Below are 24836 nucleotides of genomic sequence, written 5' to 3' on the forward strand. Positions count from 1 at the left end.
GCCTGTTAGCCCTGACGTTTGGGACGTGCCCGTACGTGCATGCGCTCGCCTTGTTGGCCGAACAGGGTCAGCAGCTCCACTGGCTCTGATGTGGCGCTGGCGAACCAGTGCGGAGTCCTTGTGTCGAACTCGGCTACCTCGCCGGGTTTGAGGATGAAGTCGTTCTCGCCCAGGACCAGCCGCAATTTGCCGTTGAGGATGTACATCCAGTCGTAGCCCTCGTGGGATTGGGGCTCCGGGATCTCCTTGCCGGTGCCACTCTTCAGCGCCATCTTGAAGGCCTGGATTCCGCCGGGCCGGCGGGTGAGGGGGAGTGCGGTTCCCCAGTGGTGGACATGTGGTTTGAGGTGGATGCGGGGGTCGCCGGTTTCGGGGGCATCTATCAGCTCTTCGAGGGGTATCTGGTGAAGCCGCGCTATCGGGAGCAAAAGTTCCAGGGTGGGCTTCCGCTGCCCCGATTCGAGGCGGGATAACGTACTGACGGAAATGCCCGTTGCCTCCGAAGCTTCCGCCAGCGTCAGGTTGCGCTGGGTCCGCAGCGCGCGCAGGCGCGGGCCGACGGCGTCGAGCATTGCGCTGAAGTCCTGGGTCATGGTTCCAGTTTGCCATACCGGCAAAATTGCTTGCTGATCCTGGAGGGGCTGGCCAACCATGGAAGGAGTGGCACAGGGCCGCGAGGGAATCACGGAGGCAAAGTGGTCAAGGAACAGAGCATCAAGGAGTACGACGTCGTCATCATTGGAGGTGGCGCAGCTGGGTTAAGTGCCGCCGTTACGCTCGGCAGGGCCCTCAGGTCGGTGCTGGTGATCGACGCCGGCGAACCCCGGAATGCTCCTGCCGCGGGGGTCCACGGCTTCCTGTCCAGGGACGGCATTGACCCCAGGGAACTCCTGGAGCTAGGACGCGAAGAGGCGCGCGGCTACGGGGTGGATATCGTCGACGGCGTGGCCGTTGCGGCGCGCTCGACGGCGTCGGAAGACGAGGGCGCCGAACCCGCCTTTGAGGTGGACCTGGGAGAGGGCATCACCGTCAAGGCGCGGCGGCTCCTGGTGACTACTGGACTGACAGATCTGTTGCCTGGCATTGAAGGCCTTCGCGAACGTTGGGGTCGGGACGTGCTGCACTGCCCCTACTGCCACGGCTGGGAAGTGCGGAACAAGGCGATCGGGATACTGGGGACGGTTCCGATGGCCCTCCACCAGACCCTGCTGTTCCGGCAGTGGAGCCCGGACATCACGCTGTTCCTCAACGACGTCGTTGAGCCCACGGATGAAGAGTGGGAACAGCTTGCCGCACGTTCCATCAACGTTGTTGAGGGCAAGGTGCGATCCCTTGAGGTCACGGATGACGCTGTGAGCGGGGTGGTCCTGGCTTCCGGCAAGGTCATTCCAGTCGAGGCCATGGTGACGGGTACCCGTCTGGAGGCCCGGTCCGGAGTGCTGGAATCCCTTGGGGTCAAGGTGGTGGAGCACCCTATGGGAGTGGGGCGGCATGTCGAAGTGAATCCCATGGGAGGTGCCACTTCGGTGCCGGGCGTGTGGGCGGCCGGGAACGTCGTCGACCTCATGGGTCAGGTCATGGCATCGGCAGCTTCGGGTGTCATGGCGGGAGCAGCAATCAATGCCCACCTGATAACTGGGGAAACCAGGCTCGCGGTGGAAGCGGCCCGGAAAAATAGTGGTCGACGTTCGGCATAAGTGCGGGGATCATTAAAGGATCGCCACTAAAGGAGGTTGGCATGTGCTACGCGTACTATGACGACTTCGAGCGGCGCACGAAGAAGGACTCCGCGCGCAAGCCCGAGACCCGCACCACAGAGGCAAAAGAGCCTGCTGCCCCGGCGGAGACCCGCCCAGGGACGGAAGGCACGCTGTGGACTTTCCTGGCACGTCGTCGCAGGGAGCCTGCGGTTTACGAACCGAAGGTGGACCGCATCCACGAGAAAGTCTAGGGATCACTCCCCGACTGGAACGAGCACTGAATCCACGCAAAAGGCGCCGGGACCACCGGCGCCTTTTCCATGGGCTCCCAGGTCAGCTTTCCCCGGGTTGGTTTCGTTCTGTTGTGCCCAAATACTCCAGGGCAGCTGTGACCAGGGCTTCTGTTCCCTTGGCCAGCGTGGGCTGGATCAAGGGTGCGAAGTACGGCGAGTGGTTGGACGGAATGTCCTCCGGGAGCCGGCCTGTGGTTGCCCACTCCCTGAACAGTGCGGGGTCTGCGCCGCCAAGGAACCAAAACACCAGGGGTGCGTCGGCTCCCTTTGCCAAGGCCCCGACATCTTCGCTGCCGGATACGGGTCCGGGATCGATGACCTGTGCCGCCCCGAACTCGGCCTTGAAGGCTGCTGCGATTCTGCCGGCCGCCGATTCGTCGTTGACGGTGAGCGGGAAGTGCTCCTCGAACTGGATCTCCGGATCCTTTGGAGCGCCGGAAGCCGTAGATTCGCCTTGCACAATGCGCTCAATCGATCCGAGGATTTTGTCACGGATGGAGTCGCTGAAGGTCCGTACGCTCAGGCCCAACGTGGCGGTTTCGGGGATGATGTTGTTCTTTGTCCCGGAATGGATCTGTCCCACGGTGACCACTGCCGAGTCGCTGGCAGCGAGCTCACGCGAAACAATGCCCTGCAGGCGGACCGTGGCAGCTGCGGCCATGAGGACCGGGTCAACCGTGGTTTCGGGGCGCGAGCCGTGCCCGCCGCGTCCGTGCAGGGTGATGTTGAGGGAGTCGGCTGAAGCCATCGTGACGCCGGCCCGGATGCCGAACCAGCCGGCCGGGAACGGCGCGACATGTTGGCCGAGAACGATGTCCGGCTTCGGCGCGACGTCGTACAGGCCGCCAGCCACCATTGCGTTCGCGCCACCGCCCCATTCCTCCGCAGGCTGGAAAACGGCGATCAACGTGCCTTGCCAATTGCCACGTTGCGCGGCCAGTGACTCCGCCGCGCCAACCAGGCAGCTGACGTGGACGTCATGGCCACACGCGTGCATGACGGGAACATCGTTGCCCTCATGATCGACGCCGGCGGCGGTACTTGCGTATTCCAATCCCGTGGCTTCTTTGACGGGCAGGGCGTCCATGTCGGCCCGGAGCATCACCACTGGCCCGGAGCCGTTCTCAAGGATGCCCACCACGCCGGTTTTGCCGATGTTGCGGTGGACCTTGAATCCGAGGTTTTCCAGGTGTCCGGCGGCGATCTCCGCTGTCCTGGTCTCCTGGAAGGACAGCTCCGGGTGGGCGTGCAGGTCTTTGTAAAGCTCTTCGAGGTCAATGGTCATGGGTTTACCCTCTTCGTTCGACGCCTTCGGTCCGGCCAGTGTATCCACCGGCAGTGTGCGATGCCTGTGTGTGCGAAGCCTGTGTGTGCGAAGACCGAACAGTCGCGGCAGACTGGATGCCATGAAGAATTCCGAACCCGCCACCACGCAGCAATCCACCGTCGAGGACTGGACGAAGGCCTTGGCAGAGTCGAACGGTTCGCCCGGTGGCGGCGCAGGAACGGGGGTCATGCTCTCGATCGCGGCCGCGCTGACCTCCATGGTGGCAGGGTATACGGAGCCTGAAGACCACCAGCGGGAGGAGCTTTCCGGGATTCATGCCCGGGCCCACGAGCTGAGGAACTCTGCCTTGCAACTGGCAGACGATGATGCCTCGGCTTCCGATGCTTTCGGGGCTGCCTTCCGCCTGGACCCGGGTCCGGAACGCGAAAAGGCCATCCACCGGGCTTCGGTAGACGCGGCCAAGGCCTCTGCCGTGCTGGGTGAGCGGGCGATCGACGCCATCGAGGACCTCGGCTGGCTCGCTTCCCACGGCAACCCTGCCCTCATCGCCGACGTCGTGGTTGGCTTTGGTGCGCTGCGCGCCGCCATAGCGGGAGCGCGGACCAACGTGAGCTTCGACCTCGCGTCCCTGACCTCCGCGGGGACTGGGCTTGAGGAGGTCAGGGAGCAGCATCCGGAACTGTGGAAGACGGTCAGCCGCCTCAGCGACGCGCTGGAGCGGATCGACCAGCTGACTGCCGGCGTCGACAAGAAGGCCGCACCTACCGAAGCGGTGTAGCTTCCTATTTCGCCTTGGGTACCTTGCGGAGTACGACGGCGGCCATCACTGCCGCTCCGGCCATCAGTACCAGCCCAATCGCCGCAGTGATGTGGACTCCGGAGTCGAAAGCAATCCGGGCGGCAGTGGTCAATGCTTCGGACAGCTGGGTGGGAAGGCCGGAGGCTGCGTCCACGGCACCGGCCAGCGTTTCACCCGACTTCCTGGCAGCTTCGGCGGGGACGCCGTCGGGAATGACGAGGTTGTGCTGGTAGGACGCCGTGAGGATCGAGCCGAGCACGGCCGTTCCCAAAAGTGATCCCAGTTCATAGCCGGTCTCGGAAATCGCCGAGGCCGCTCCGGACTTGTCCGCAGGCACGGATGCCAGGATCAGGTCGTTGGAGATGGTCTCGGCTGCGCCGACGCCCACGGCCAGCACAGTCAGGGCGGACAAGAGGAACACCGGTCCGGTGCCGTGGTCGCCCATGACAGCCACCAGGTACCCGATGGCGCTCAGTGTCAGTCCGCCGGCCACAACGAAACCAGGCCGCACGCGCTTGACCAAAGGCACCACCAGCAGCCCGGCGATGACGGTGGCCAGGAGTGCAGGGATCATGGCAATTCCGGCTTCCATGGGGGACTGCCCTTCGACCAGCTGCAGGTGCTGGGCAAAGAAGTAGATGAAGCCCGTCATGGAGAACAAGGACAAAACGTTGGCCACGATTGCTGTGCTGAACACCTTGTTCTTGAACAGGGCGACATCCAGCATGGGGCTTTCGATCCTTTGCTGGCGACGAACGAACACGATGCCCATCACCAGGCCGAAGCCCATGAAAGCGGCCGCCGAGGCACCGAAGCCGTGGACGGCGAACTCCTTGATGCCGTAAACGAACGGCGCCATGGTGACTACGGACAGGACGATGCTGGGCACGTCGACGCGGCCGGGCTTGGCGTCCTTGGACTCGGGAATCAGGACCCGGCCGAAGGCAAGGAGGGGCAGGAGCAGGAAAGCTGCCACCAGGAAGACGGCGCCCCACCAGAAGTGCTCCACCAGCCAGCCGCCGAAGATCGGGCCCAGTGCGGCGCCGCCGGAGAAGCCGGCAGCCCACACGGCGATCGCGAGCCGGCGGCGGTTGGGGTCGGTGAAGATGTTCCGGATCAGGGACAGCGTCGAGGGCATGAGCATGGCGCCGAAGACGCCAAGTGCGGCGCGTCCGGCAATCAGCCACTCAGCAGAGGGCGCGAAAGCCGTAGCAGCCGAAACCGCTGCGAAGCCTGTGCTGCCGATCAGAAGCAACCGGCGTCGTCCGATCCTGTCGCCAAGGTTGCCCATTGACACCAGGAGCGCCGCCAAAACCAGCGGGTAGGCGTCAATGATCCACAGGAGCTGGATGCCGCCGACGTCCAGGGAGCGGGCGATTTCGGGCAAGGCGAAGGTGAGCGCGGTGTTGTCGACGGCCACCAGCAGCACAGGGAACATCAGGAGTGCCAGGGCCGTCCAGTCGCGCCACGGTGCTGCCTGCCCCTGGGTGGGGTTGACGGAACGGGGTGCTTGGGTTGAGGACGGCGAGAACATGCATGTAACTATACCGTCCAGACGGTATAGTTACAAATGCAGGAACCGTAAAGCTTTAGGGAATGATGTACATATGCCACGAAAACCAGTTGCCCGGGACGCCGTCCTGGATGCCTTCGAAGCCCTCCTCATCGAGGTAGGGGAGCGGGCAGCCACCCTGGACGCCGTCGCCAAGCGGGCCGGGGTCTCCAAAGGCGGGCTGCTGTACCACTTCCCCAACAAGGAGGCCCTGATCAGCGCCTTGCTCGAACGCCTCGATGAACTGGCGGAGCAGGACATAGTTCAGATGAAGGCAGCGCCGGACGGGGCAGCTTCATACTTCATACGCACTTCTCTGTGGGGCGGAACCCCCATGGACCGTGCCTTCGTAGCCGCAACCCGCCTGGCCGAGGTGGCCCACGAAGAGACCCGCCGCCGCTTTGCCGGAATCCAGGAGCAGTGGCTGGGAGTGCTGGCTGAGGACGTCGGCCCGGAGGTCGCCAAGGCCGTCAGTTATATGGGTGACGGACTGTATTTCAATGCGATGTTTGAGGGCGGACAGGAGGCCGGCAACGCTGGGCGGGAGGCCGACGTCGAGATCCTGTTGGGCGTGCTGGACCGTTTGCGGAAGTGACGCTTCGTCCATTTGCCGCGGGGGCTTGCACGTAGGACAATTAACCCTTGTGGCGTGCCCTGTGTGGCGGCCACGCACAATTGAACAAGCCTTTGATCTGCGGCGGGAGAGTCCTGCAAGCACGTGATGCAGGCGCCGTAGGAGCAAACCCTCCCCAGGAATCTCTCAGGCCCACGCACCGCCGCGGCGAGGCAACTCTGGAAAGCAGCAGGCGACCGTGCCCTTGGCATGGGATGCTGTGCTCACCGACGGTGCAAGCGAGTCGTTGTTCTGACAAGTCGCGGAAACTCTCAGGTCCAATACAGAGCGGGGAGGAACCCGAGCCGCTGTGGCGTACCCAAACGCCGCCCAAGTATTGGAGTTCCTTCGTGACGGTTAGTTCTGCCTCCACCACCTTCGTTGATCGGCATATCGGCGCGCGCCGCCAGGCCGACATTGAGACCATGCTCAAGTCCGTGGGTTACGACTCCGTGGATGCCCTTGTGGATACTGCGGTTCCCAACGACATCCGCCAAGAAGTTGCACTGACCCTGCAGGACGCCCTTTCCGAGGTCGAAGTCCTCGCGGAACTGCGCAAGCTGGCCTCCAAGAACAAGACCGCCGTGCAGATGATCGGCCAGGGCTACTACGACACCATCACCCCGCCGGTGATCCGTCGCAACATCCTTGAATCCCCGGCTTGGTACACCGCCTACACGCCGTACCAGCCGGAGATCTCGCAGGGCCGCCTCGAAGCGCTCCTGAACTTCCAGACCATGGTCCAGGACCTCGTTGGCCTGCCGATCGCCAACGCCTCCCTGCTGGACGAAGCCACTGCAGTGGCCGAAGCCGTCCTCATGATGCGCCGTGCCAACAAGAACAAGGCTGCCCAGGATGGCAAGACCGTCCTTGACGCCGACTGCCTGCCCCAGACCATCGCCATCGTGAAGGGCCGCGCCGAGGCCCTCGGTTTCGAGGTTGAGGTCGCGGACCTTTCCGCCGGATTGCCCGACGGCGCCATCAACGGCGTCGTCCTCCAGCAGCCAGGCGTTTCCGGCCGTGTTTTCGACCACTCAGCCGTCATCGCCGAGGCTAAAGAGCGCGGCGCGCTGGTTACCGTCGCTGCCGACCTTCTCTCCCTCACCCTCATCACCCCTCCGGGCGAGCAGGGCGCCGACATCGCCGTAGGTTCTGCCCAGCGCCTGGGCGTGCCGCTGTTCTTCGGTGGCCCGCACGCCGCATACATGGCCGTCCAGAAGGGTCTTGAGCGTTCCATGCCGGGCCGTCTGGTTGGCGTTTCCAAGGACGACGCCGGTGTCCCCGCCTACCGCTTGGCGCTGCAGACCCGCGAGCAGCACATCCGCCGCGAGAAGGCCACGTCCAACATCTGCACCGCGCAGGCACTCCTGGCCATCGTTGCCTCGATGTACGCCGTCTACCACGGTCCCGAGGGCTTGAAGGCGATCGCCGAGACCGCCAACCGCCACGCCCGCACCCTGGCCGCCTCCCTGAAGGCTGCCGGCGTCGAGGTCCTTCACGGTTCGTTCTTCGACACCGTCACCGTTCGCGTTCCGGGCAAGGCCGCAGAGTTCGTGGCGGCAGCCGAGGCTCGCGGGATCAACCTGCGCGGCGTAGACACGGACACGGTGGGCATCTCGGTGGACGAAACCACCACCTCCGAGGTTGTGGCCGATGTCGCGGCGGTCTTCGGTGCTTCCGTGGTTGAGTCCGCGGAAGGCTTCGCGCTGGACGGTGCCGTTGAGCGCACCAGTGAGTTCATGCAGCACCCGGTGTTCAACACCCACCGCTCCGAGACCCAGCTCCTGCGCTACATCCGCAAGCTCTCGGACCGCGACCTCGCGCTGGACCGCACGATGATCCCGCTGGGTTCGTGCACCATGAAGCTCAACGCCACCGCTGAAATGGAAGCCATTTCCTGGCCGGAGTTCGCCTCGATCCACCCGTTCGCTCCGGATTCGCAGACAGCCGGCTGGCGCGAACTGATCGCCGGCCTCGAAGCCCAGCTGACCGAGATCACCGGTTACGACCAAGTGTCCATCCAGCCGAACGCCGGTTCCCAGGGTGAGCTGGCCGGACTCCTCGCGATCCGCGGCTACCACCTCTCCAACGGCGATGACCAGCGCAACGTCTGCCTGATCCCCGCCTCCGCGCACGGCACCAACGCCGCCTCGGCAGTGCTGGCAGGCATGAAGGTCGTGGTCGTGGCCACCGCTCCCGATGGCACCATCGACCACGTTGACCTGAAGGCCAAGATCGAAGCCAACCGCGACGCCCTTTCGGCCATCATGATCACCTACCCGTCCACGCACGGTGTGTACGACGCAGACGTCCGCGAAGTCTGCGACGCCATCCACGAAGCCGGCGGACAGGTGTACATCGACGGTGCCAACCTCAATGCCCTCGTTGGCCTTGCCCAGCCGGGCAAGTTCGGCGGCGACGTCTCGCACCTGAACCTGCACAAGACCTTCTGCATCCCGCACGGCGGCGGCGGACCCGGCGTTGGCCCGGTCGCAGCCAAGGCACACCTGGCACCGTTCATGCCCGGCGACGCAGCGTCCTGGACCGAGGGCAATGACGTTCCGATTTCGGCCTCCCGCTTCGGCTCGGCCGGTGTCCTCCCGATCTCCTGGGCCTACGTGAAGCTCATGGGCGGCCAGGGACTCACCGAAGCCACCAAGTCCGCGTTGCTGGCTGCGAACTACATCGCATCCCGCCTCAACGAGCACTTCCCGGTCCTGTACACCGGTGAAGGCGGACTTGTTGCCCACGAGTGCATCCTGGACCTCCGCGAACTCACGGCCCGCACGGGTGTCACGGCCGAGGATGTGGCCAAGCGCCTGATCGACTTCGGCTTCCACGCTCCGACCCTGGCCTTCCCGGTTGCGGGCACCCTCATGGTGGAGCCCACGGAATCCGAAGACCTCGTGGAGATCGACCGCTTCATCGAAGCCATGATCACCATCCGGGCCGAGATCGAGCAGGTTGCTGCCGGCGACTTCTCCGTGCAGGACTCCCCGCTTCGCCGCGCGCCCCACACGGCAGCCGCCGTCGTCAGCTCCGACTGGGACCGCGCGTACCCGCGCGAGCAGGCCGCCTTCCCGGTCCACCACCTCAAGCAGGACAAGTACTTCCCGCCCGTTGGCCGCATCGACGGCGCAGCCGGAGACCGCAACCTGGTCTGCTCCTGCCCTCCGATCGAAGACTTCGAGAACTAAGGACTGGTCATGACAGGGAAATACACCGCACTCTACGAAGAGCACAAGAAGCTTGGCGCGTCGTTCACCGATTTTGGTGGCTGGCAGATGCCCCTCAAGTACACCTCCGAGCTCGCCGAACACCACGCCGTGCGGAAGTCCGCCGGCCTGTTCGACCTCTCCCACATGGGCGAAGTCTGGGTCACCGGCCCACAGGCCGCCGAGTTCCTCGACTACGCCTTGGTGGGCAAGATTTCTGCCATGGCAGAAGGCAAGGCCAAGTATTCGCTGATCTGCCAGGAAGACGGCGGCATCATCGATGACCTGATCGTCTACCGTCGCGGTGCGGAGAAGTTCCTGGTAGTGCCGAATGCCGGCAACGCGGCAGTTGTTGCTGCGGAACTGCTGGTGCGTGCGGCCGGGTTCGACGTCGTGGTTGAGGATGCTTCGCCCGAGACTTCGCTCATCGCCGTCCAGGGTCCCCTTGCCGAAGCGATTCTGCTGCGCCTGGTTCCGGCTGAGCAGCACTCGCTGGTCACCGGATTGAAGTACTACGCCGCCGTCGAGGTCACCTTCCTGGTGGCCGGCAGCGGCCAGGAATTGCTCCTGGCACGCACCGGGTACACCGGCGAAGACGGCTTCGAGATCTTCGTTCCCAACGAATCCGCCGCCGCGCTGTGGCAGGCGATTACCGCCGTCGCCGAAGAGGGCGAGCTGGTCCCCGCGGGCCTGGCCTCGCGCGACTCTCTCCGTCTGGAAGCCGGCATGCCCCTGTACGGCAACGAGCTCTCCCGCGAAGGCAACCCCTTCGCTGCCGGGCTCGGGCCTGTCGTAGCGCTGTCCAAGGAGGGCGGCTTTGTTGGCAAGGAAGCCCTCGCTGCTTTGAAGGCCGAGGGTGCCGGCGCTACTGCCGGCCGCAAGCTCGTGGGTCTCAAGGGCCTCGGCCGCCGTGCCGGCCGCTCCCACTACCCGGTGACGAAGGACGGAGCCGTTGTAGGTGAAGTGACGTCCGGCCAGCCGAGTCCCACATTGGGGTACCCCGTAGTGATGGCGTACGTCGACGCAGCCCTCTCTGAGCCTGGGACTGCCCTCGATGTGGACCTCCGCGGCAAGGCCGAGCCCTTCGAAGTCGTCGCGCTCCCGTTCTACAAGCGCCAAAAGTAGCGAGTTTTTGTACAGCTAATGACCCCAAAAGCCAGCTATAAAGGCATTAGCTGTACAAAAACTCCATGAATTTTCATTCAGCACACGTAAAGGAAACAGAATGCCCAAAGTAGCGCCCGAACTTCAGTACTCCGACGAACACGAGTGGGTCTCCCGCGGCGAAGGGAACTCGGTGTCCGTTGGCATCTCCGAGGTTGCCACCGATGCCCTCGGCGACATCGTGTACGTGGACCTTCCGGAGGTCGGTTCGACCGTAACCGCGGGCGAGACCTGCGGTGAAGTTGAGTCCACCAAGTCCGTTTCCGACCTCTACTCGCCCGTTACCGGCGAGGTCACCGAGATCAACGACGCCGTTGTTTCCGATCCCGCCCTCATCAACAACGACCCCTACGGCGCTGGCTGGCTCTTCAAGGTGGCCGCCGAGTCCGACGGCCCGCTGCTCTCGGCCGAGGAATACGCCTCCAAGAACGGCGGAGACTTGGCCTAGTTGCCAGTTGCCCGGGTTCCGGACTGGACATACGGGCGTAGCGTGGTTGTAGTAACTGAATAATTTGCGACGCCGGGTTGCCGCCTTTGGGGGCCATCCGGCGTCGCGCTTCGGTCGTCTTTCGCCACAAGCGGGGGAGGCCATCCGGCAGGACCATCTGCCGGACCGTTTTCAAGCTGTATTTAAGGGATCCCGGCTATGGCTGTTGGTGTTTTCGATTTGTTTTCCGTGGGTATTGGCCCGTCGAGCTCGCATACCGTGGGGCCGATGCGGGCGGGTGCGGTGTTTGCCGGCGAGTTGAGGGACAGTGGTGTCCTGGGCTCGGTGGCGTCGTTGCGGGTGGACCTGTATGGGTCGTTGGCCGCGACGGGCCGTGGTCACGGGACGATGACTGCCACGCTGTTGGGCCTGGAGGGCTTTCACCCTGAGTTGATCCTTCCCGAGGAAGTGGAGGAACGCCTGGCCGCGATCGCCGAGACAGGGGTGCTGAACCTTGCAGGTGCTTCCGGCGATGGCGTGGAGTTGCCGTATGCGGTGGAGGATATGGTGTTGCATCCGTTGACGGTGTTGCCGCGGCATACGAACGGGATGAAGTTCGTGGTCTCTGATGCTGAGGGGGCGGTGCTGAAGGAGGCGACGTTTTTCTCGGTGGGTGGCGGTTTCATTGTCCGTGAGGGTGAGGAGAACGCGGCGCAGGCTGAGTTGGAGGAGTCCAAGAAGGAGTTGCCGTTGCCGTTTAGGACGGCGGCTGAGTTGTTGGGCCGGTGCTCGTCGAAGGGCCTGGCCATCAGCGGGATCATGTTGATCAATGAGCGGGCGTCCCGGTCGGAGGAGGAGATCCGGGAAGGGCTGTTGCATATTTGGTCGGTGATGGAGGCTTGTGTTGAAACGTCCCTGAAGCGTGAGGGGGTGCTGCCGGGCGGGTTGCGGGTCCGTCGTCGTGCTCCTGACTGGCTGGAGCGGCTCCTGAAGGAGGACAAGGACCGGAACGATCCGAAGTATTGGCAGGAGTGGGTGAACCTGATCGCGTTGGCGGTCAATGAGGAGAACGCTTCCGGGGGCCGGGTGGTGACGGCTCCGACCAATGGTGCGGCGGGCATCATTCCTGCGGTTTTGTATTACGCGTTGAATTATGCGCCGGGCATGGACAAGGCCACGCAGCAGGACAAGGACGATGTGGTGGTGCGGTTCTTGCTCGCTGCGGGTGCGGTGGGGGTTTTGTATAAGGAGCAGGCTTCGATTTCGGGGGCTGAGGTGGGGTGCCAGGGTGAGGTGGGTTCGGCGTCGTCGATGGCTGCTGCGGGGTTGGCTGAGGTGATGGGTGGTTCCCCGGCGCAGGTGGAGAACGCGGCGGAGATCGCGATGGAGCATAACCTGGGGTTGACGTGTGATCCGATTGGGGGGTTGGTGCAGATTCCGTGTATTGAGCGGAACGCGATTGCTGCGGCGAAGGCGATCAACGCCGCGAAGATGGCGTTGTGGGGTGATGGGACGCACCGGGTCTCGTTGGATGAGGTCATCGTGACCATGCGGGAAACGGGCAAGGACATGTCCCATAAGTACAAAGAAACAGCGATGGGCGGCCTCGCCGTCAACGTCGTCGAATGCTAGGACACCCCCCCGTTTGCGGGGCCTGCTCTGCGCCCTAAAACCCAAGAGAAGCACGTAAAGCGGGCCTCGCATTCCTGTGGTCTGTCTTGCGGGGCCTGCTCTGCGCCCTAAAACCCAAGAGAAGCACGTAAATCGGGCCTAACAAGGCATAGTCTCTGTTCGCTGTCAGTCCCTGGTGCCATGCTGTATGCATGAGCGGGGGATATGACAGGGATTTTTTGCGGGCACGCGTCGAGCTGCCCAGTCCGTCGGCAACGACGATTCTGTTGGATTACACCCACTTCTCCGTACGCTTCCGGGCAAACCGGAAGCTTGCGGCGATCGTGGGTGTGAACATCAGCGGCAGCGAACTGAACCCGCTGGCACGCGAGGGAACCTGGCATTTTGACGAGCGGCTGCCCAAAGAGCAGCAGGCCGGCCCTGACGTCTACAAAAACAACGCCTTCGATCGTGGGCATCTGGTTCGGCGCCTGGATCCGGTCTGGGGCGACCAAGCGACGGCCAAGAAGGCCAACCAGGACACGTTTGCCTTCACCAACGCGGCACCACAGGTTGATGACTTCAACCAGGGCAAGGAACTGTGGGTCGGGCTGGAGGACCACGTCCTGAAGCACGCGGACTCTTTCGATGCCAAGCTCAGCGTCTTCACCGGCCCGGTCCTCCTGGATGACGATCCTCCCTACCGGGGCGTTCAGGTGCCGAGAAAGTTCTGGAAGATCGCGGTGTGGACCAACGACGCGAAACTGGGAGCTGCCGGCTTCATCCTTGACCAGTCGCCGCTCCTGGGCAAAGTAGAGCTCAAGAAAGCCATCACCGAGCGACTGCTTGGAGGCGAACCACCCCCGTTGGGTCCTTTCCGGACGTTCCAGGTTCCCATCGGCGAGATTGCCGACCTCACCGGGCTTAGCCTCAACCGCCTCACGAACGCCGACCGGCTCGCCAGCGGCCAGCGCGAGCTGGGTAAGGCCCCGAGGGCGATCCAGCTCGAGAGCATGGATCAGATCCGGCTGTAAGTGCACCGTAAAGGGCAGGAATCTCCTCGGAAAACAGCAGGAATCGGGCGTATTGACGTGCCCCCGATAGACTTGATCCTGCATGTCCGCATGCGCACTTCTGTTGAACACCGCTTTGAACACTGCACCAAACCCTGAGATTGGACACGGCCACCTTGCGAGAATTTACCGCCCGCTTTGCCACTGCCGAGGAAACCGATAACTGGGACAAGCACGTCACTGCCAACCCGAACGGCGGCAACATGCTGCAGTCGGATGCCTACGCGGCAGTCAAGGACGGCAACGGCTGGCTGGTCCGCCGGCTCGTCGTCGAGACTGCCGACTATTCCAGCTACAACCTTTTGCTGGAGAAAAAGTTCCCCGTACTCGGCCGGCTCTGGTACCTGATCAAAGGCCCCGACGCCGAGTCCGTCGACGACATCAAGCCGATGCTGGACGCCGTCGCCACTTTGGCCAGCGAGCAGAGGCTGAACGTCTTCACCATCAAGATAGAGCCCGACGTCGTGGAGTCACCTGAGGTGACTGCGCAACTGAAGGCGGCGGGCCTGGTTAAGGCCCCGAACATCCAGTCCAACGACTTCACAGCTGTACTGGACATCTCTGCACCCGCCAACGAGGTCCTGCGGAGCATCTCCTCCCGTGCCCGCAACGCCGTCCGCCGCGCTGAGCGGGAAGGCTGCGAGGTCATCCAGGAAGAAGCCGGTGAGGACAGCTACCGCAAGCTTTATGCCCTCATGCAGAACACGGTAAATGCCAAAGGTGCCATGCCTCTGCGGAGCTATGAGTACTACGCTGCGTTCTGGGGCGAATTCAGCAGCAGGGGCCAAGGCCAGTTTTTCTTCGTATACGAAGACGGCCAGCCGAGCGTCGGTGCGTTCGTGATCAACTACGGGGCCAAGGCCACCTATAAAGACGGCGGCTCCACCCAGAACCGCAAGCAGTATGGTGACTCGCATTTGGTCCAGTGGGCTGCCATCCAGCGGATGCAGGAACTTGGCTGCGTGGAGTACGACTTCTGCGGCACACCCCCTGCCGCGAGCATCAAGGACAAGTCCCATCCGTTGTACGGCCTTGGGTCCTTCAAGACGAGCTTCACCAAGACCGTCACCGACTTTGTGGGCTGCTACGACTACGTGCTGGGTCCAATCCGGTACAAGCTGTGGCTCAAGGGTGCGGAGAAAGTGTTCAGAAGGCTCGAAACCATGCGTACCGGCGGCCAGTTCTACTGACCGGCAGCCCAAGCCAGCAAGCCAACGAACAGGCCCGCCCCGGCCACCAACGGGCGCAAATCTAATCTAGGTGAGGTAATTTCTTTGACTCCGATCGAGGCTGGAACCGACATGGAATTCGTCATGCTCAGCGACGCTGATTTCGAGACGTTCGCCAAGGGACACCCGCAAGGCAGTTTCATCCAGTCCATGGACCTGACACGTTTCCAGCGCGCCCGCGGGCAGGAAGTCGAACTCTTTGGCGTGACCCGCGGGGGGAGCCTCATTGCAGCGGGCAAGCTTACTTACACGTCCAACCGCGTCGGCTACAAAACCGCCGACTGCGCAAAGGGACCACTGATGGACTATAGCGACCCCGCTGTGGTTCGCTTCGTCGTCGAGCAGCTGAAAAAGCACGCGGTTTCGAAGAAGGCCGCGGAGCTGCGGATCTCGCCGAACCTGCGCTACATCGCGCGCGATGAGGACGGCGCCGAGCACCCCGAGGTTGAGGACAACCGGCCGTTGCTCAAGGAACTCGAGGGCCTGGGCTTCCAGCACCAGGGCTTCGACATGAACTTCGCGAACATCAACTGGATGTTCATCAAGACTTTGGACGGTGTCGCCGATGCCGAAGAGCTCATCATGGGCATGAACTATCGCACCCGCAAGGCCATCAGGAAAGCCGAGAAGAACGGCGTGTACCTGGAGCAGGCCACGCTGGAAACTCTGGACGACTTCTACAACGCCCTAAGGACCGCGGGCGATGAGAAGGGCTTCACGTACCGCGAACGCGAGTACTACGAGCAACTGCTCCGCAACACTTCCGATGAATTCACCAAACTCATGATGGCCAAAATCAATATCCCGGAGTACCGGGCGTCGATCACAGAGCGCCTGGAAGCCGAATCCAAAACCTTGGCCGAGCTCAAGCGGGAGGTCGAGGAAACCGGCAGCAAGAAGAAGGCCAACCGCGTCAAAGTGGTCCAGGACCTTGTGGACAGCTACGAGCGCAGCCTCAAGGACATTGAGCGTTTCCCGGATTCGGTGGGCGTCGCAACTGTGGCCGCCATCCATTTTGCCTGCTCGGGCGACGAACTCACCTGCGTGATCGGCGGCACGGTCCAGGACTACATCTACTTCAACGGTGCAACGTCCCTCTACTGGGGCATGATGCTGCATGCGCTGAACAACGGATATTCCCGGTACAACTTCTACGGCACTTTCGGAATCCAGGGCCAGGACGAGACCGGCCACGGCGGGTACGAATTCAAGAAGGGCTTCGGCGGTGAAGTAGTTCAGTTGCTGGGTGACTTTGTTGCTCCCGTGAACCCCGTGAAGTACAACGCGTACCGCGTTGCCAGGAAGCTTGCAGGAGCCGCCCAGACGGTACTGGGACGATTGCCGCTTGAGAAATTGCCGGTAGTAGGAAGACTCCGGGGGAACCGCTAATCAAACAAGCCAGAGGAGGATCACCGCGTGACTGAACGCCCCGATGGGTCCACCGGCAGGCCCCATACCGACGGGTTGCCCAAGACCCAGCCATTGCGCCCGTCGCAGGTACGGCAGAACGTCAATGCCAAACGCATGCTCATGCGCCTGGTGCAGGGTGATAGCCCGCCGACGGCCCCCATGAATATCGTGGATCGTCTCGCGGGCAGTCCTTACGCGAACCCCACCATCCAAGTGGTGGGCGTTGATGCCTCGGCCCGTAAGACCATCGATTTCGCGCTCCATTTGGCCGAAGTCATGTTCCGGTACGGTGCAGGTGCGTTGGAAGTCGAAACGAGCATGATCGCTGTCACGGCTGCGCTCGGTTTGAAGAACGTGGAAGTGGACATCACCAACCAGTCGGTGGCCATCAACTACGCCCCCAAGGACCAGACCCCCATCACCCTGCTTCGTGTGGTGCGTTCCTGGACCAACAACTACGCAGGCTTGGCGCAGGTCCATCAACTCGTCACGGACATCGTGGCCGGGGGAGTGGGCCGTGACGAGGCCGTCCGGCGGCTGAACGAGATTATCCGCAGCGCCAAACCCTTCCCCCGGTGGATGGTGACCATCGCCTTCGGTTTCTTTGCCGCGGTCTTCGTTGGCGTTCTGGGTGGGGGAATCGGCGCCTCGGCGGTGGCCTTCGCCTCCAACATAGTCATCAGCCTGCTATCCCGACAGCTGGCGAGATGGCGCACCGCCGACTTCTTCAACACCATGGCCTGCGCCTTCTTCGTCACCTTTGTTGCCTTGATGCTTCGCTGGGCGGGGGTGGAGATAGCGCCATCCATTGTGGTGGCGGGCGGCATCCTGCTGCTGCTTCCGACTGGCCGGCTGGTGTCATCGGTCCAGGATGCGATCAACGGCTTCCCGGTAACCGCCGCGGGCCGGTTCCTTTCGACGCTGCTGACCTTTGGCGCTATCGTCGCGGGCATCGGCGTCGCCGTCGTGGTGGGCACGCTCATAGGCAGCACAGTCCTGGACGTCACCCAAACATTCCCCGACGCCTACCCCCTGTGGGGCCAAGCCATCCTGATCGCCATCGCAGTGGTCGCGATTGGCGTTACCGAGCAGACCCAAATGCGGTTGCTGCTTCCGACGGCGGCAGTCGGGTTGGTGGGCTTCTTCGTTTTGTGGGGGGTTGGCCAGGCCGGCCTCGGCGACCGATTGTCGCCCGCCGTCGCAGCCGTCGTCATTGGCCTGTTGGCCCGGGTAGTGGCGCTGAAGCTGGGTGCTCCCCAGCTGGTAGTCGCCGTGCCGGCGGCGCTGATCCTGCTCCCTGGGCTAACGATTTTCCGCTCGATGTATGCCCTGACTGTCGAAGGCGGAGACATCCTGCTGGGCGCGGGCGGCATGCTCAATGCAGGCGCGATCGTGCTCGGTGTGGCGGCGGGAATCGTGCTCGGCGACAACCTTGCGCGGCCGCTGACCAAGGGCCTGTCCAGCAACGAACGCCGGAGGGTCCGCAGGCGCTAAGACGCCCCCTCCCCCTCCGGAGTTTTTGTACAGGTAATGCCCCTAAAAGGACCTTTTAGGGGCATTACCTGTACAAAAACTCGGCTATATCTGGCCGACGGGGAGTTTCTTTTCCGCCTGGAAGACTTCCTCGACACGCCCCTGCGCCCAGTAACCGGACAACGAAACCTGTGAGCGTTCCAGGCCGCGCTGGACAAAGAAGATCTCCCGGAGACCCTTCATGTAGCCCCGCTCCCCGTGTGCGAAGACATCTACCCGCCCGGGCAGCCACTCGGTGCTGCGGAGGGCTTCGAGGAGAAGGTCGCTGGACCCTGCAGGCGTGCCCTTGCGCAACAGCCAATGGATCTTCACTCCCTCCGGGGCTGTAATCGGAAGGGCATCGGCCTCATTGTCGACTTCAAAGTAGACAGTTCCGCGGGCGTCCGGCGCGAGGGCTTCAACGCAGGCGGCGATGGCGGGAATCGCAGCGTCATCTCCCGCGAAGAGGTACCAGTCGGCGTCGGGGGAGGGGTTATAGCCACCTCCGGGGCCGGTGAAGATCAGGGAATCTCCGGGCTTGGCCGCAGCAGCCCAGGGGCCTGCGAGGCCTTCATCGCCATGGACGACGAAGTCGATGGCCAACTCCTGCGCCTCCAGGTTCACCCACCGGATGGTGTAGGTCCGGGTGTGCGGCCATTGTTCACGTGGCATAGTCTCGCGGATGGTCCAGAGATCAAGGGGCTGTTCGTAGTCCACACCGTCCTGCGGAAAGACGATCTTGACGTAGCGGTCCACGTAATCGTTGTTCGCGTAGTCGCTGAAGCCCGGTCCGCCGGCCACAATCCGCACCATGTGCGGCGAAAGGCGCTCGCTCCGCAAGACGGTCAGGTTGACCTGAGGACGGGTGTTGCGTGTGGCGGACGACGTGACGGGGAGAGCGGTCATATAGGCAAGCCTAAGCTAATTGGCTGGGTGCTTGGTGGGTATGCGTCGAAGGTTACACCCGCTCGCTCACGTTCCCGGTGTTTGAGCGTGACGCTCGGTCATGTTCGGGCTCGACGTGAGTGAGGGTTGGCCGCAAGCGGGTGGGACGTGAGTGAGCGTGTCCAGCGGCTACAGGACCGGGAGTTCCCAGTCCACCGGTTCCGCGCCCTGCTCGACCAGCAGCTCATTGGTCCGGCTGAAAGGCCTGGACCCAAAGAAACCCCGGGACGCCGACAACGGGCTGGGGTGCACTGAAACTATCGACGGCGCGTTCCCCAGCAGCGGCGCGACAGTCTCGGCGTCCTTGCCCCAGAGGATGGCGACCAACGGCTTCCTGCGCCCGGCACCGTCCGTACGGTTTACGACGGCGGTGACTGCCGCCGTCGTAATGGCCTCCCATCCTTTGCCGCGGTGGGCGCCGGCGTCGCGGGCCTCCACGGTGAGTACGCGGTTCAGCAGCAGGACGCCTTGCTCTGTCCACGCGCTGAGGTCGCCGTGGACGCGCGGCGGGAGGCCCAGGTCATCGTGGAGCTCGCGGTAGATGTTGGCCAGGCTTCGGGGTATGGGGCGGGTTTGTCGTGAGACGGAAAAGGAGAGCCCCACCGCATGTCCCGGCGTCGGGTAGGGGTCCTGGCCCAGGAGCAGTACCTTGACCTCTGCCAGCGGCTGCCGAAAAGCGCGGAGCAGGTTTTCCGAGGCTGGAAGGATGTGTTTGCCGTCCCCGGCCCGACGCGCGACATACGCCAGGGCATCGCGAAGCTGCCCTTCCACGGGACGCATGGCCTCGGCCCAATCGGGAGCCATCAGCTCCTCAAGGGGGCGGTCAATCAGCGCGGCGAAGCCCGGCTCTGCCTCGCCGGCAGGTTCAAGATCAAAGAGAGCATCCTCGCCAGTCACCTGGCCATTGTCTCCCGCGTGGCGGAGGTGGAGCGAATGACAGCGATGTTATTCGCCCGTAACATAGGGGTAGGACATTTTCCCCCAACAAGCGTCGAAGGAGTGTGCCGTGGCAGAACCAGCACCGGAACCAATGGCGCCGCAGGCTGACGGACTGGCCTTGGCAGACCTCGCCGCCGAAACCCGGAGCGACCCGCCTTTGAGCGAGCGGGACCAGCAGATGTTGGCGCTTGAACGGCAGTGGTGGAAGTACGCCGGGGCGAAGGAACAGGCCATCAGGGAGCTCTTCGATCTTTCCGCTACCCATTACTACCAGATCCTGAACGCGCTGATCGATACCGAGGACGCGTTGGCCCACGATCCCATGCTCGTGAAGAGATTGCGTAGACTACGTACGTCCCGCCAGCGGGCGCGGACAGCGCGGCGCTTGGGGTCGGACGCGTAATTCGCAGGTGCGATCCGTCAGCAGCAACCAGCAAGGACAACGCTTCACCATGACCAAATATGCCAGGGACGAATTCGACCAGGTCCCACAGAACACCTCCCGGCAGGGCGTTCACCGCGACAGCCAGGACGCCACTCGTCCCACATTGTGGCCGGTCCTGACCGTCGGAGCCGTGGCTTTGGTACTCGGCCTGGTGGCGTTCCTCATCCTTCCGAACCTCGGGATTGTCGCCCCCAGCGCGTCATCAAGCGTCACGACGCCGGCGCCCCAGCAGGCCTCGACGTCGCCTTCGGCTGCGCCGTCGGAATCGAGCAGCGCACCGTCCGCCTCAAGCGAGCCAAGCGCGCAGCCGACGCCGTCGAACGCGCCGTCAGCGTCGCCGTCGTCCACCCCGTCCACCGCGCCAGTGGATAAGAGCGTTCCGGTCGCTGTCTACAACGGAACCGGCACCGCAGGGCTGGCGGGCCGCGTGGCCGGATTGGTGCAGGGCGGCGGTTGGACCCTGAGTACGGTAGCCAACTGGGGAGGCCTTCCCCAGCAGACCTCCGTCATCTTCTACAACGCTCCCACGCAGAAAGCCAACGCCGAGGCTTTGGGCGCGCTCCTGGGGATCCAGTCGATCGTGGAGACCCCTGATGTGCAGCAACCACTGGTTGTAGTAGCGGGACCCGGCTACCAGTAACCGCGCGGCTCCACGGCCCAAAAACCCAAACTCGGTTAAGCCTCAATAACAAAACCAGTGCCCTGCCCATTGAAGGAAGCGCAGGGATAGTGACTGTGGTTACAGTGGACTAATTCCGGTCCGGAGATCCCGGCGACCGGTCTTGGCTACTGCGAAAGTGTGGGCATCATGGCATTGGGAACCGTCAAATGGTTCAACGCCGAAAAGGGCTACGGATTCATCACTGTGGATGAGTCCGGTGACGACGTCTTCGTGCATTGGTCTGCTATCCAGATGGATGGCTTCCGCGCCCTGGAAGAAGGGCAGCGGGTCGAATTCGAACTGGGCGAGGGGCAGAAGGGCCCGCAAGCCGAAGGAGTCCGCGTCGCCTGACGCCTCGGTGCTTATCGGGGGCCGGTCAGCTCTTGGCTGAAAGCCTCTTCGTGTGCGCGAAAAGTGGCGCCTCTGCTTGCACTCTCACCGGTCGAGTGCTAATTATTGATTTAGCACTCCTACGGTTCGACTGCTAATCCGGCCCGGCTCACGCCGGTTGCGGAATGGTGGGGAACCGCTGGGGGACCAAGAAACACCTTGGTGGGGTGAGGTCCGGAGCGCGGGGCATACAGAGGCTGCTCGCGAAGGACCGTCCGTCGCGGGCATCCCACCTGACAGGTACCTTCTTAACGACTGTCCCGAAAGGACTACCGCCGTTATGGCCAAGATCATTGCATTTGATGAAGAGGCACGCCGCGGCCTCGAGCGGGGCCTGAACACCCTCGCTGACGCCGTCAAGGTCACCCTCGGCCCGCGTGGACGCAACGTCGTCCTCGAAAAGAAGTGGGGCGCCCCCACGATCACCAACGATGGCGTTTCCATCGCCAAGGAGATCGAGCTGGACGACCCTTACGAGAAGATCGGTGCTGAGCTGGTCAAGGAAGTTGCCAAGAAGACGGATGACGTCGCTGGCGACGGTACCACCACTGCAACCGTTCTTGCCCAGGCACTGGTAAAGGAAGGCCTGCGCAACGTTGCCGCCGGCGCCGACCCGCTGTCCCTCAAGCGCGGTATCGAGAAGGCTGTTGAGGCAGTCATCAGCGAACTGCTGACCTCCGCCAAGGAAATCGAAACCAAGGAAGAGATCGCAGCCACGGCTTCCATCTCCGCCGGCGACCCGGAAATCGGCAGCCTGATCGCCGAAGCCCTGGACAAGGTGGGCAAGGAAGGCGTCATCACGGTTGAAGAGTCCAACACCTTCGGTCTGGAACTCGAGCTCACCGAAGGCATGCGCTTCGACAAGGGCTACATCTCCGCTTACTTCGTCACCGACGCAGAGCGCCAGGAAACGGTCCTCGAAGACCCGTACATCCTGATCGTCAACTCCAAGATCTCCAACGTGAAGGAACTCGTCACGGTTCTGGAGAAGGTCATGCAGTCCAACAAGCCGCTGCTGATCATCGCCGAAGACATCGAGGGCGAGGCCCTGGCCACCCTGATCGTCAACAAGATCCGTGGCACCTTCAAGTCCGTTGCCGTCAAGGCTCCGGGCTTCGGTGACCGCCGCAAGGCACAGCTGGCCGACATCGCCATCCTCACCGGTGGCCAGGTCATCTCCGAAGAAGTTGGCCTCAAGCTCGAAAACGCCGGCCTTGACCTCCTCGGCACCGCCCGCAAGGTTGTTGTCACCAAGGACGAGACCACCATCGTTGAAGGTGCCGGCGACGCCGACGCCATCGCGGGCCGTGTTGCCCAGATCCGTGCTGAGATCGAGAACTCCGACTCCGACTACGACCGCGAGAAGCTGCAGGAGCGCTTGGCCAAGCTGGCCGGCGGCGTTGCAGTCATCAAGGCCGGTGCCGCAACCGAAGTTGAGCTCAAGGAACGCAAGCACCGCATTGAGGACGCAGTCCGCAACGCAAAGGCTGCCGTTGAAGAAGGCATCGTTGCCGGTGGTGGCGTTGCCCTCATCCAGGCCGGCGCCAAGGCATTCGCCAACCTCACCCTCCAAGGTGACGAGGCAACGGGTGCCAACATCGTCAAGGTTGCCATCGATGCTCCGCTGAAGCAGATCGCCTTCAACGCAGGCCTTGAGCCGGGCGTAGTAGTGGACAAGGTTCGCGGCCTGCCTTCGGGCCACGGCCTGAACGCTGCCACGGGTGTCTACGAAGACCTGCTGGCCGCCGGCGTGAACGACCCCGTAAAGGTCACCCGCTCGGCTCTCCAGAACGCTGCTTCCATCGCTGGTCTGTTCCTGACCACCGAGGCCGTAGTTGCCGACAAGCCCGAGAAGAACGCTCCGGCTCCCGGCGGCGACGACATGGGCGGCATGGGCGGCTTCTAAGCCCCCTGTTCTGTTGCATCACCCATAGCAAGTACGACGGCGGTCCTCACCTTCTGGTGGGGGCCGCCGTTTTGTTGCGCCCACCCAACTAAGTAGCAGCAAATGCCTTTCTGAGGGCTCAATACGGCATTTGCTGCTACTTAGTTGGGTGCTGGCACGGATTGAGTGTCAGTGGGGTCTGGCAGGATTAACGTATGACGATTATTGCTGCCGCCGATGGGTCCGCCCTCGGTAATCCTGGACCGGCCGGATGGGCCTGGTACGTTGATGATTCCTGCTGGCGCGCGGGAGGATGGCCCCATGGGACCAACAACCAGGGTGAGTTGATGGCTGTCCTGGACCTTTTTCGGTCGACAGCCCACGTACCTCATGAGGAACTGCTGATTCTTTGCGACAGCCAATACGTCATCAACTGCGTTACCAAGTGGATGGCGGGCTGGAAGCGCAAGGGATGGCGGAAAGCTGACGGGAAGCCCGTCCTGAACGTTGACATCCTCAAGGACATCGACCAAGCGATCGTGGGACGCAAGTACACCTTTGAGTGGGTCAAGGGCCACGCTGGCCACGATCTCAACGAAGCCGCGGACGAGCGTGCACGCGCCGTGGCTTTGGCTTACCAGCAGGGCGTAGCTCCACGGACAGGCCCAGGTTTCCCGGGTGCCCTCGAGGGGTCAGCCCGCGCGGAACCGGAAGCTCTGCTGGGCACGCCTGCTGCCCAAACCTCAGTCCGGATCCCTGAAACAGTACCGGCACCCGTCCGCCCGGACCGCGGCATACGGCCACACTTTGAACCTACCCTTTTTGGTGAATCGGGCATCTTCGGCCAGCCCGACCTATTCAGCGAGCTCGGCGATGACACCTCGGCCCCGGAGCTTTCGGCGGAGGACACTGTGGTGGCTCTGGAACGCGAACTGCTGCGGCCGGATGTCAGGGCCGACATCGGCAGGATCGGAGTGCTGCTCCACCCGGACTTCGCGGAGATCGGCAGTTCGGGCCGTTACTGGACCCGCGACGCCATGATGATGGCCCTCGAGGAAGACCCGGGGGAAGCCACCGAACTCGAACTGCTGAGTGCCGACCGCCTCAGCGAAAACACCATCTTGCTCACGTACCGCAGCCTCACCCACACGGGTTCAGCACTCAGGAGTTCCTTGTGGTCGCTGGACCGAGGCCAATGGCGGCTCCGTTTCCACCAAGGGACGCTGGAGAAGTAGTGAACGGACCGCTGGGCTTAAGGAGCCCTGGGATTGACCTGTAGGGCCGGACAGCACAGGGGGAAGGCAGCCGGCCCCACAGGAGTTCAATAAGTCCTGCAGGAGTTCACACGGACCTAATACATGAAGCGCTGCGTATTACCCTGCTCAACCTCTGAGTAGCTTGTGGCTGCCGAGGACAGGGCCATGGTGATGGAAGCCAAGGATGCTTCAACCTTGCTCTGGGTGAGGGCCCATTCCACTACCAGTGCCTGAAAGTTCGTTGCTGCAGAACCTCTCCACGTTGCTTGCAGTTCCTCCAGGCCACGTGTCATGGCATGAACGTCCGAACTGATGCGGTCTACAGTTCCTTTGACGTTTGCCGACTTGAGCTGGAGCAGCTCGGTATCAACGGAGATGACGCTCATGGGTATTGCCTTTCGACGAAGATGTACCGCTGAATGCGGGGGA

General features: G+C 63.0%; 23 protein-coding genes and 1 riboswitch. Of the genes, 17 read left to right on the plus strand and 6 right to left on the minus strand.

Features of this window, described 5'->3' with window-relative positions; all coding sequences use genetic code 11:
- Positions 1–5: 5 nt before the first annotated feature.
- On the minus strand, positions 6–593 hold the full coding sequence (locus ACFUOZ_RS06830) for a helix-turn-helix domain-containing protein (protein ID WP_377546066.1): 588 nt from the start codon (positions 591–593) through the stop codon (positions 6–8).
- A gap of 102 nt (positions 594–695) precedes the next feature.
- Here ACFUOZ_RS06830 and ACFUOZ_RS06835 point away from each other — a divergent pair, with 102 nt between their 5' ends.
- Both ACFUOZ_RS06835 and ACFUOZ_RS06840 read left to right on the plus strand, forming a co-directional pair.
- Positions 696–1697: an NAD(P)/FAD-dependent oxidoreductase gene (locus ACFUOZ_RS06835; RefSeq protein WP_377546068.1), complete on the plus strand. Its 1002-nt coding sequence runs from the start codon at positions 696–698 to the stop codon at positions 1695–1697.
- Between the two features lie 41 nt (positions 1698–1738).
- Positions 1739–1951 (plus strand): hypothetical protein, encoded by a 213-nt coding sequence (locus tag ACFUOZ_RS06840; protein ID WP_377546070.1) that lies wholly within the window; start codon positions 1739–1741, stop codon positions 1949–1951.
- Positions 1952–2033: 82 nt separating this feature from the next.
- Here ACFUOZ_RS06840 and ACFUOZ_RS06845 read toward each other — a convergent pair whose 3' ends face one another.
- Positions 2034–3278 (minus strand): amidohydrolase, encoded by a 1245-nt coding sequence (locus tag ACFUOZ_RS06845; RefSeq protein ID WP_377546072.1) that lies wholly within the window; start codon positions 3276–3278, stop codon positions 2034–2036.
- Between the two features lie 121 nt (positions 3279–3399).
- On the opposite strand from ACFUOZ_RS06845, the gene ACFUOZ_RS06850 reads away from it, so the two are divergent.
- Positions 3400–4059 carry a cyclodeaminase/cyclohydrolase family protein gene (locus ACFUOZ_RS06850; protein ID WP_377546074.1) on the plus strand — a complete coding sequence of 220 codons (660 nt, stop codon included), beginning with the start codon at positions 3400–3402 and terminating at the stop codon, positions 4057–4059.
- Between the two features lie 4 nt (positions 4060–4063).
- Here the strand turns inward: ACFUOZ_RS06850 and ACFUOZ_RS06855 are convergent, their stop codons facing one another.
- Positions 4064–5614: an MFS transporter gene (locus ACFUOZ_RS06855; RefSeq protein ID WP_377546076.1), complete on the minus strand. Its 1551-nt coding sequence runs from the start codon at positions 5612–5614 to the stop codon at positions 4064–4066.
- A gap of 73 nt (positions 5615–5687) precedes the next feature.
- Here ACFUOZ_RS06855 and ACFUOZ_RS06860 point away from each other — a divergent pair, with 73 nt between their 5' ends.
- The 9 genes from ACFUOZ_RS06860 to ACFUOZ_RS06900 all read left to right on the plus strand — a co-directional run bounded on the left by ACFUOZ_RS06860 (position 5688) and on the right by ACFUOZ_RS06900 (position 17868).
- Positions 5688–6227 carry a TetR/AcrR family transcriptional regulator gene (locus ACFUOZ_RS06860; protein WP_377546078.1) on the plus strand — a complete coding sequence of 180 codons (540 nt, stop codon included), beginning with the start codon at positions 5688–5690 and terminating at the stop codon, positions 6225–6227.
- A 93-nt stretch (positions 6228–6320) separates the two neighbouring features.
- A riboswitch (glycine riboswitch) is annotated at positions 6321–6418 on the plus strand.
- 177 nt (positions 6419–6595) lie between these two features.
- Positions 6596–9442, plus strand: a complete 2847-nt coding sequence (gene gcvP, locus ACFUOZ_RS06865; protein ID WP_377546080.1) for an aminomethyl-transferring glycine dehydrogenase — start codon at positions 6596–6598, stop codon at positions 9440–9442.
- Positions 9443–9451: 9 nt separating this feature from the next.
- Positions 9452–10585 carry a glycine cleavage system aminomethyltransferase GcvT gene (gcvT, locus tag ACFUOZ_RS06870; RefSeq protein WP_377546082.1) on the plus strand — a complete coding sequence of 378 codons (1134 nt, stop codon included), beginning with the start codon at positions 9452–9454 and terminating at the stop codon, positions 10583–10585.
- A gap of 100 nt (positions 10586–10685) precedes the next feature.
- Positions 10686–11072, plus strand: a complete 387-nt coding sequence (gene gcvH / locus ACFUOZ_RS06875) for a glycine cleavage system protein GcvH (RefSeq protein WP_377546084.1) — start codon at positions 10686–10688, stop codon at positions 11070–11072.
- 198 nt (positions 11073–11270) lie between these two features.
- Positions 11271–12683, plus strand: coding sequence for an L-serine ammonia-lyase (locus ACFUOZ_RS06880; protein ID WP_377546086.1), 1413 nt, complete (start codon positions 11271–11273; stop codon positions 12681–12683).
- Between the two features lie 191 nt (positions 12684–12874).
- Complete coding sequence (locus ACFUOZ_RS06885) at positions 12875–13696, plus strand: DNA/RNA non-specific endonuclease (RefSeq protein ID WP_377546088.1); 822 nt, start codon at positions 12875–12877, stop codon at positions 13694–13696.
- A 140-nt stretch (positions 13697–13836) separates the two neighbouring features.
- A complete protein-coding gene (locus ACFUOZ_RS06890) occupies positions 13837–14925 on the plus strand; it encodes a lipid II:glycine glycyltransferase FemX (protein WP_377546090.1) in 1089 nt (362 codons plus the stop codon).
- A 111-nt stretch (positions 14926–15036) separates the two neighbouring features.
- Positions 15037–16353: a peptidoglycan bridge formation glycyltransferase FemA/FemB family protein gene (locus ACFUOZ_RS06895; protein ID WP_377546440.1), complete on the plus strand. Its 1317-nt coding sequence runs from the start codon at positions 15037–15039 to the stop codon at positions 16351–16353.
- A 27-nt stretch (positions 16354–16380) separates the two neighbouring features.
- Entirely contained in the window at positions 16381–17868 is a 1488-nt protein-coding gene (locus tag ACFUOZ_RS06900) for a threonine/serine exporter ThrE family protein (RefSeq protein WP_377546092.1), read from the plus strand.
- A gap of 84 nt (positions 17869–17952) precedes the next feature.
- On the opposite strand, the gene ACFUOZ_RS06905 is transcribed toward ACFUOZ_RS06900, so the two are convergent.
- Both ACFUOZ_RS06905 and ACFUOZ_RS06910 read right to left on the minus strand, forming a co-directional pair.
- Positions 17953–18792, minus strand: coding sequence for a siderophore-interacting protein (locus tag ACFUOZ_RS06905; protein WP_377546094.1), 840 nt, complete (start codon positions 18790–18792; stop codon positions 17953–17955).
- 168 nt (positions 18793–18960) lie between these two features.
- Positions 18961–19728 (minus strand): uracil-DNA glycosylase, encoded by a 768-nt coding sequence (locus ACFUOZ_RS06910; RefSeq protein ID WP_377546096.1) that lies wholly within the window; start codon positions 19726–19728, stop codon positions 18961–18963.
- Between the two features lie 109 nt (positions 19729–19837).
- Between ACFUOZ_RS06910 and ACFUOZ_RS06915 the strand changes: the two genes are divergently transcribed.
- The 5 genes from ACFUOZ_RS06915 (at position 19838) to ACFUOZ_RS06935 (ending at position 24386) form a co-directional block, all read left to right on the plus strand.
- Positions 19838–20173 carry a DUF3263 domain-containing protein gene (locus ACFUOZ_RS06915; protein WP_377546098.1) on the plus strand — a complete coding sequence of 112 codons (336 nt, stop codon included), beginning with the start codon at positions 19838–19840 and terminating at the stop codon, positions 20171–20173.
- A gap of 49 nt (positions 20174–20222) precedes the next feature.
- Entirely contained in the window at positions 20223–20855 is a 633-nt protein-coding gene (locus tag ACFUOZ_RS06920) for a LytR C-terminal domain-containing protein (RefSeq protein WP_377546100.1), read from the plus strand.
- 168 nt (positions 20856–21023) lie between these two features.
- On the plus strand, positions 21024–21227 hold the full coding sequence (locus ACFUOZ_RS06925; RefSeq protein ID WP_011773737.1) for a cold-shock protein: 204 nt from the start codon (positions 21024–21026) through the stop codon (positions 21225–21227).
- Between the two features lie 319 nt (positions 21228–21546).
- Positions 21547–23172 carry a chaperonin GroEL gene (gene groL / locus ACFUOZ_RS06930; RefSeq protein ID WP_262277555.1) on the plus strand — a complete coding sequence of 542 codons (1626 nt, stop codon included), beginning with the start codon at positions 21547–21549 and terminating at the stop codon, positions 23170–23172.
- Positions 23173–23366: 194 nt separating this feature from the next.
- Positions 23367–24386, plus strand: coding sequence for an RNase H family protein (locus ACFUOZ_RS06935; protein ID WP_377546103.1), 1020 nt, complete (start codon positions 23367–23369; stop codon positions 24384–24386).
- A 116-nt stretch (positions 24387–24502) separates the two neighbouring features.
- On the opposite strand, the gene ACFUOZ_RS06940 is transcribed toward ACFUOZ_RS06935, so the two are convergent.
- Complete coding sequence (locus ACFUOZ_RS06940) at positions 24503–24793, minus strand: WXG100 family type VII secretion target (protein WP_377546105.1); 291 nt, start codon at positions 24791–24793, stop codon at positions 24503–24505.
- Positions 24794–24836 lie beyond the last annotated feature (43 nt).

Source organism: Paenarthrobacter sp. NPDC057355 (genome assembly GCF_042667405.1).
GTDB lineage: Bacteria > Actinomycetota > Actinomycetes > Actinomycetales > Micrococcaceae > Arthrobacter.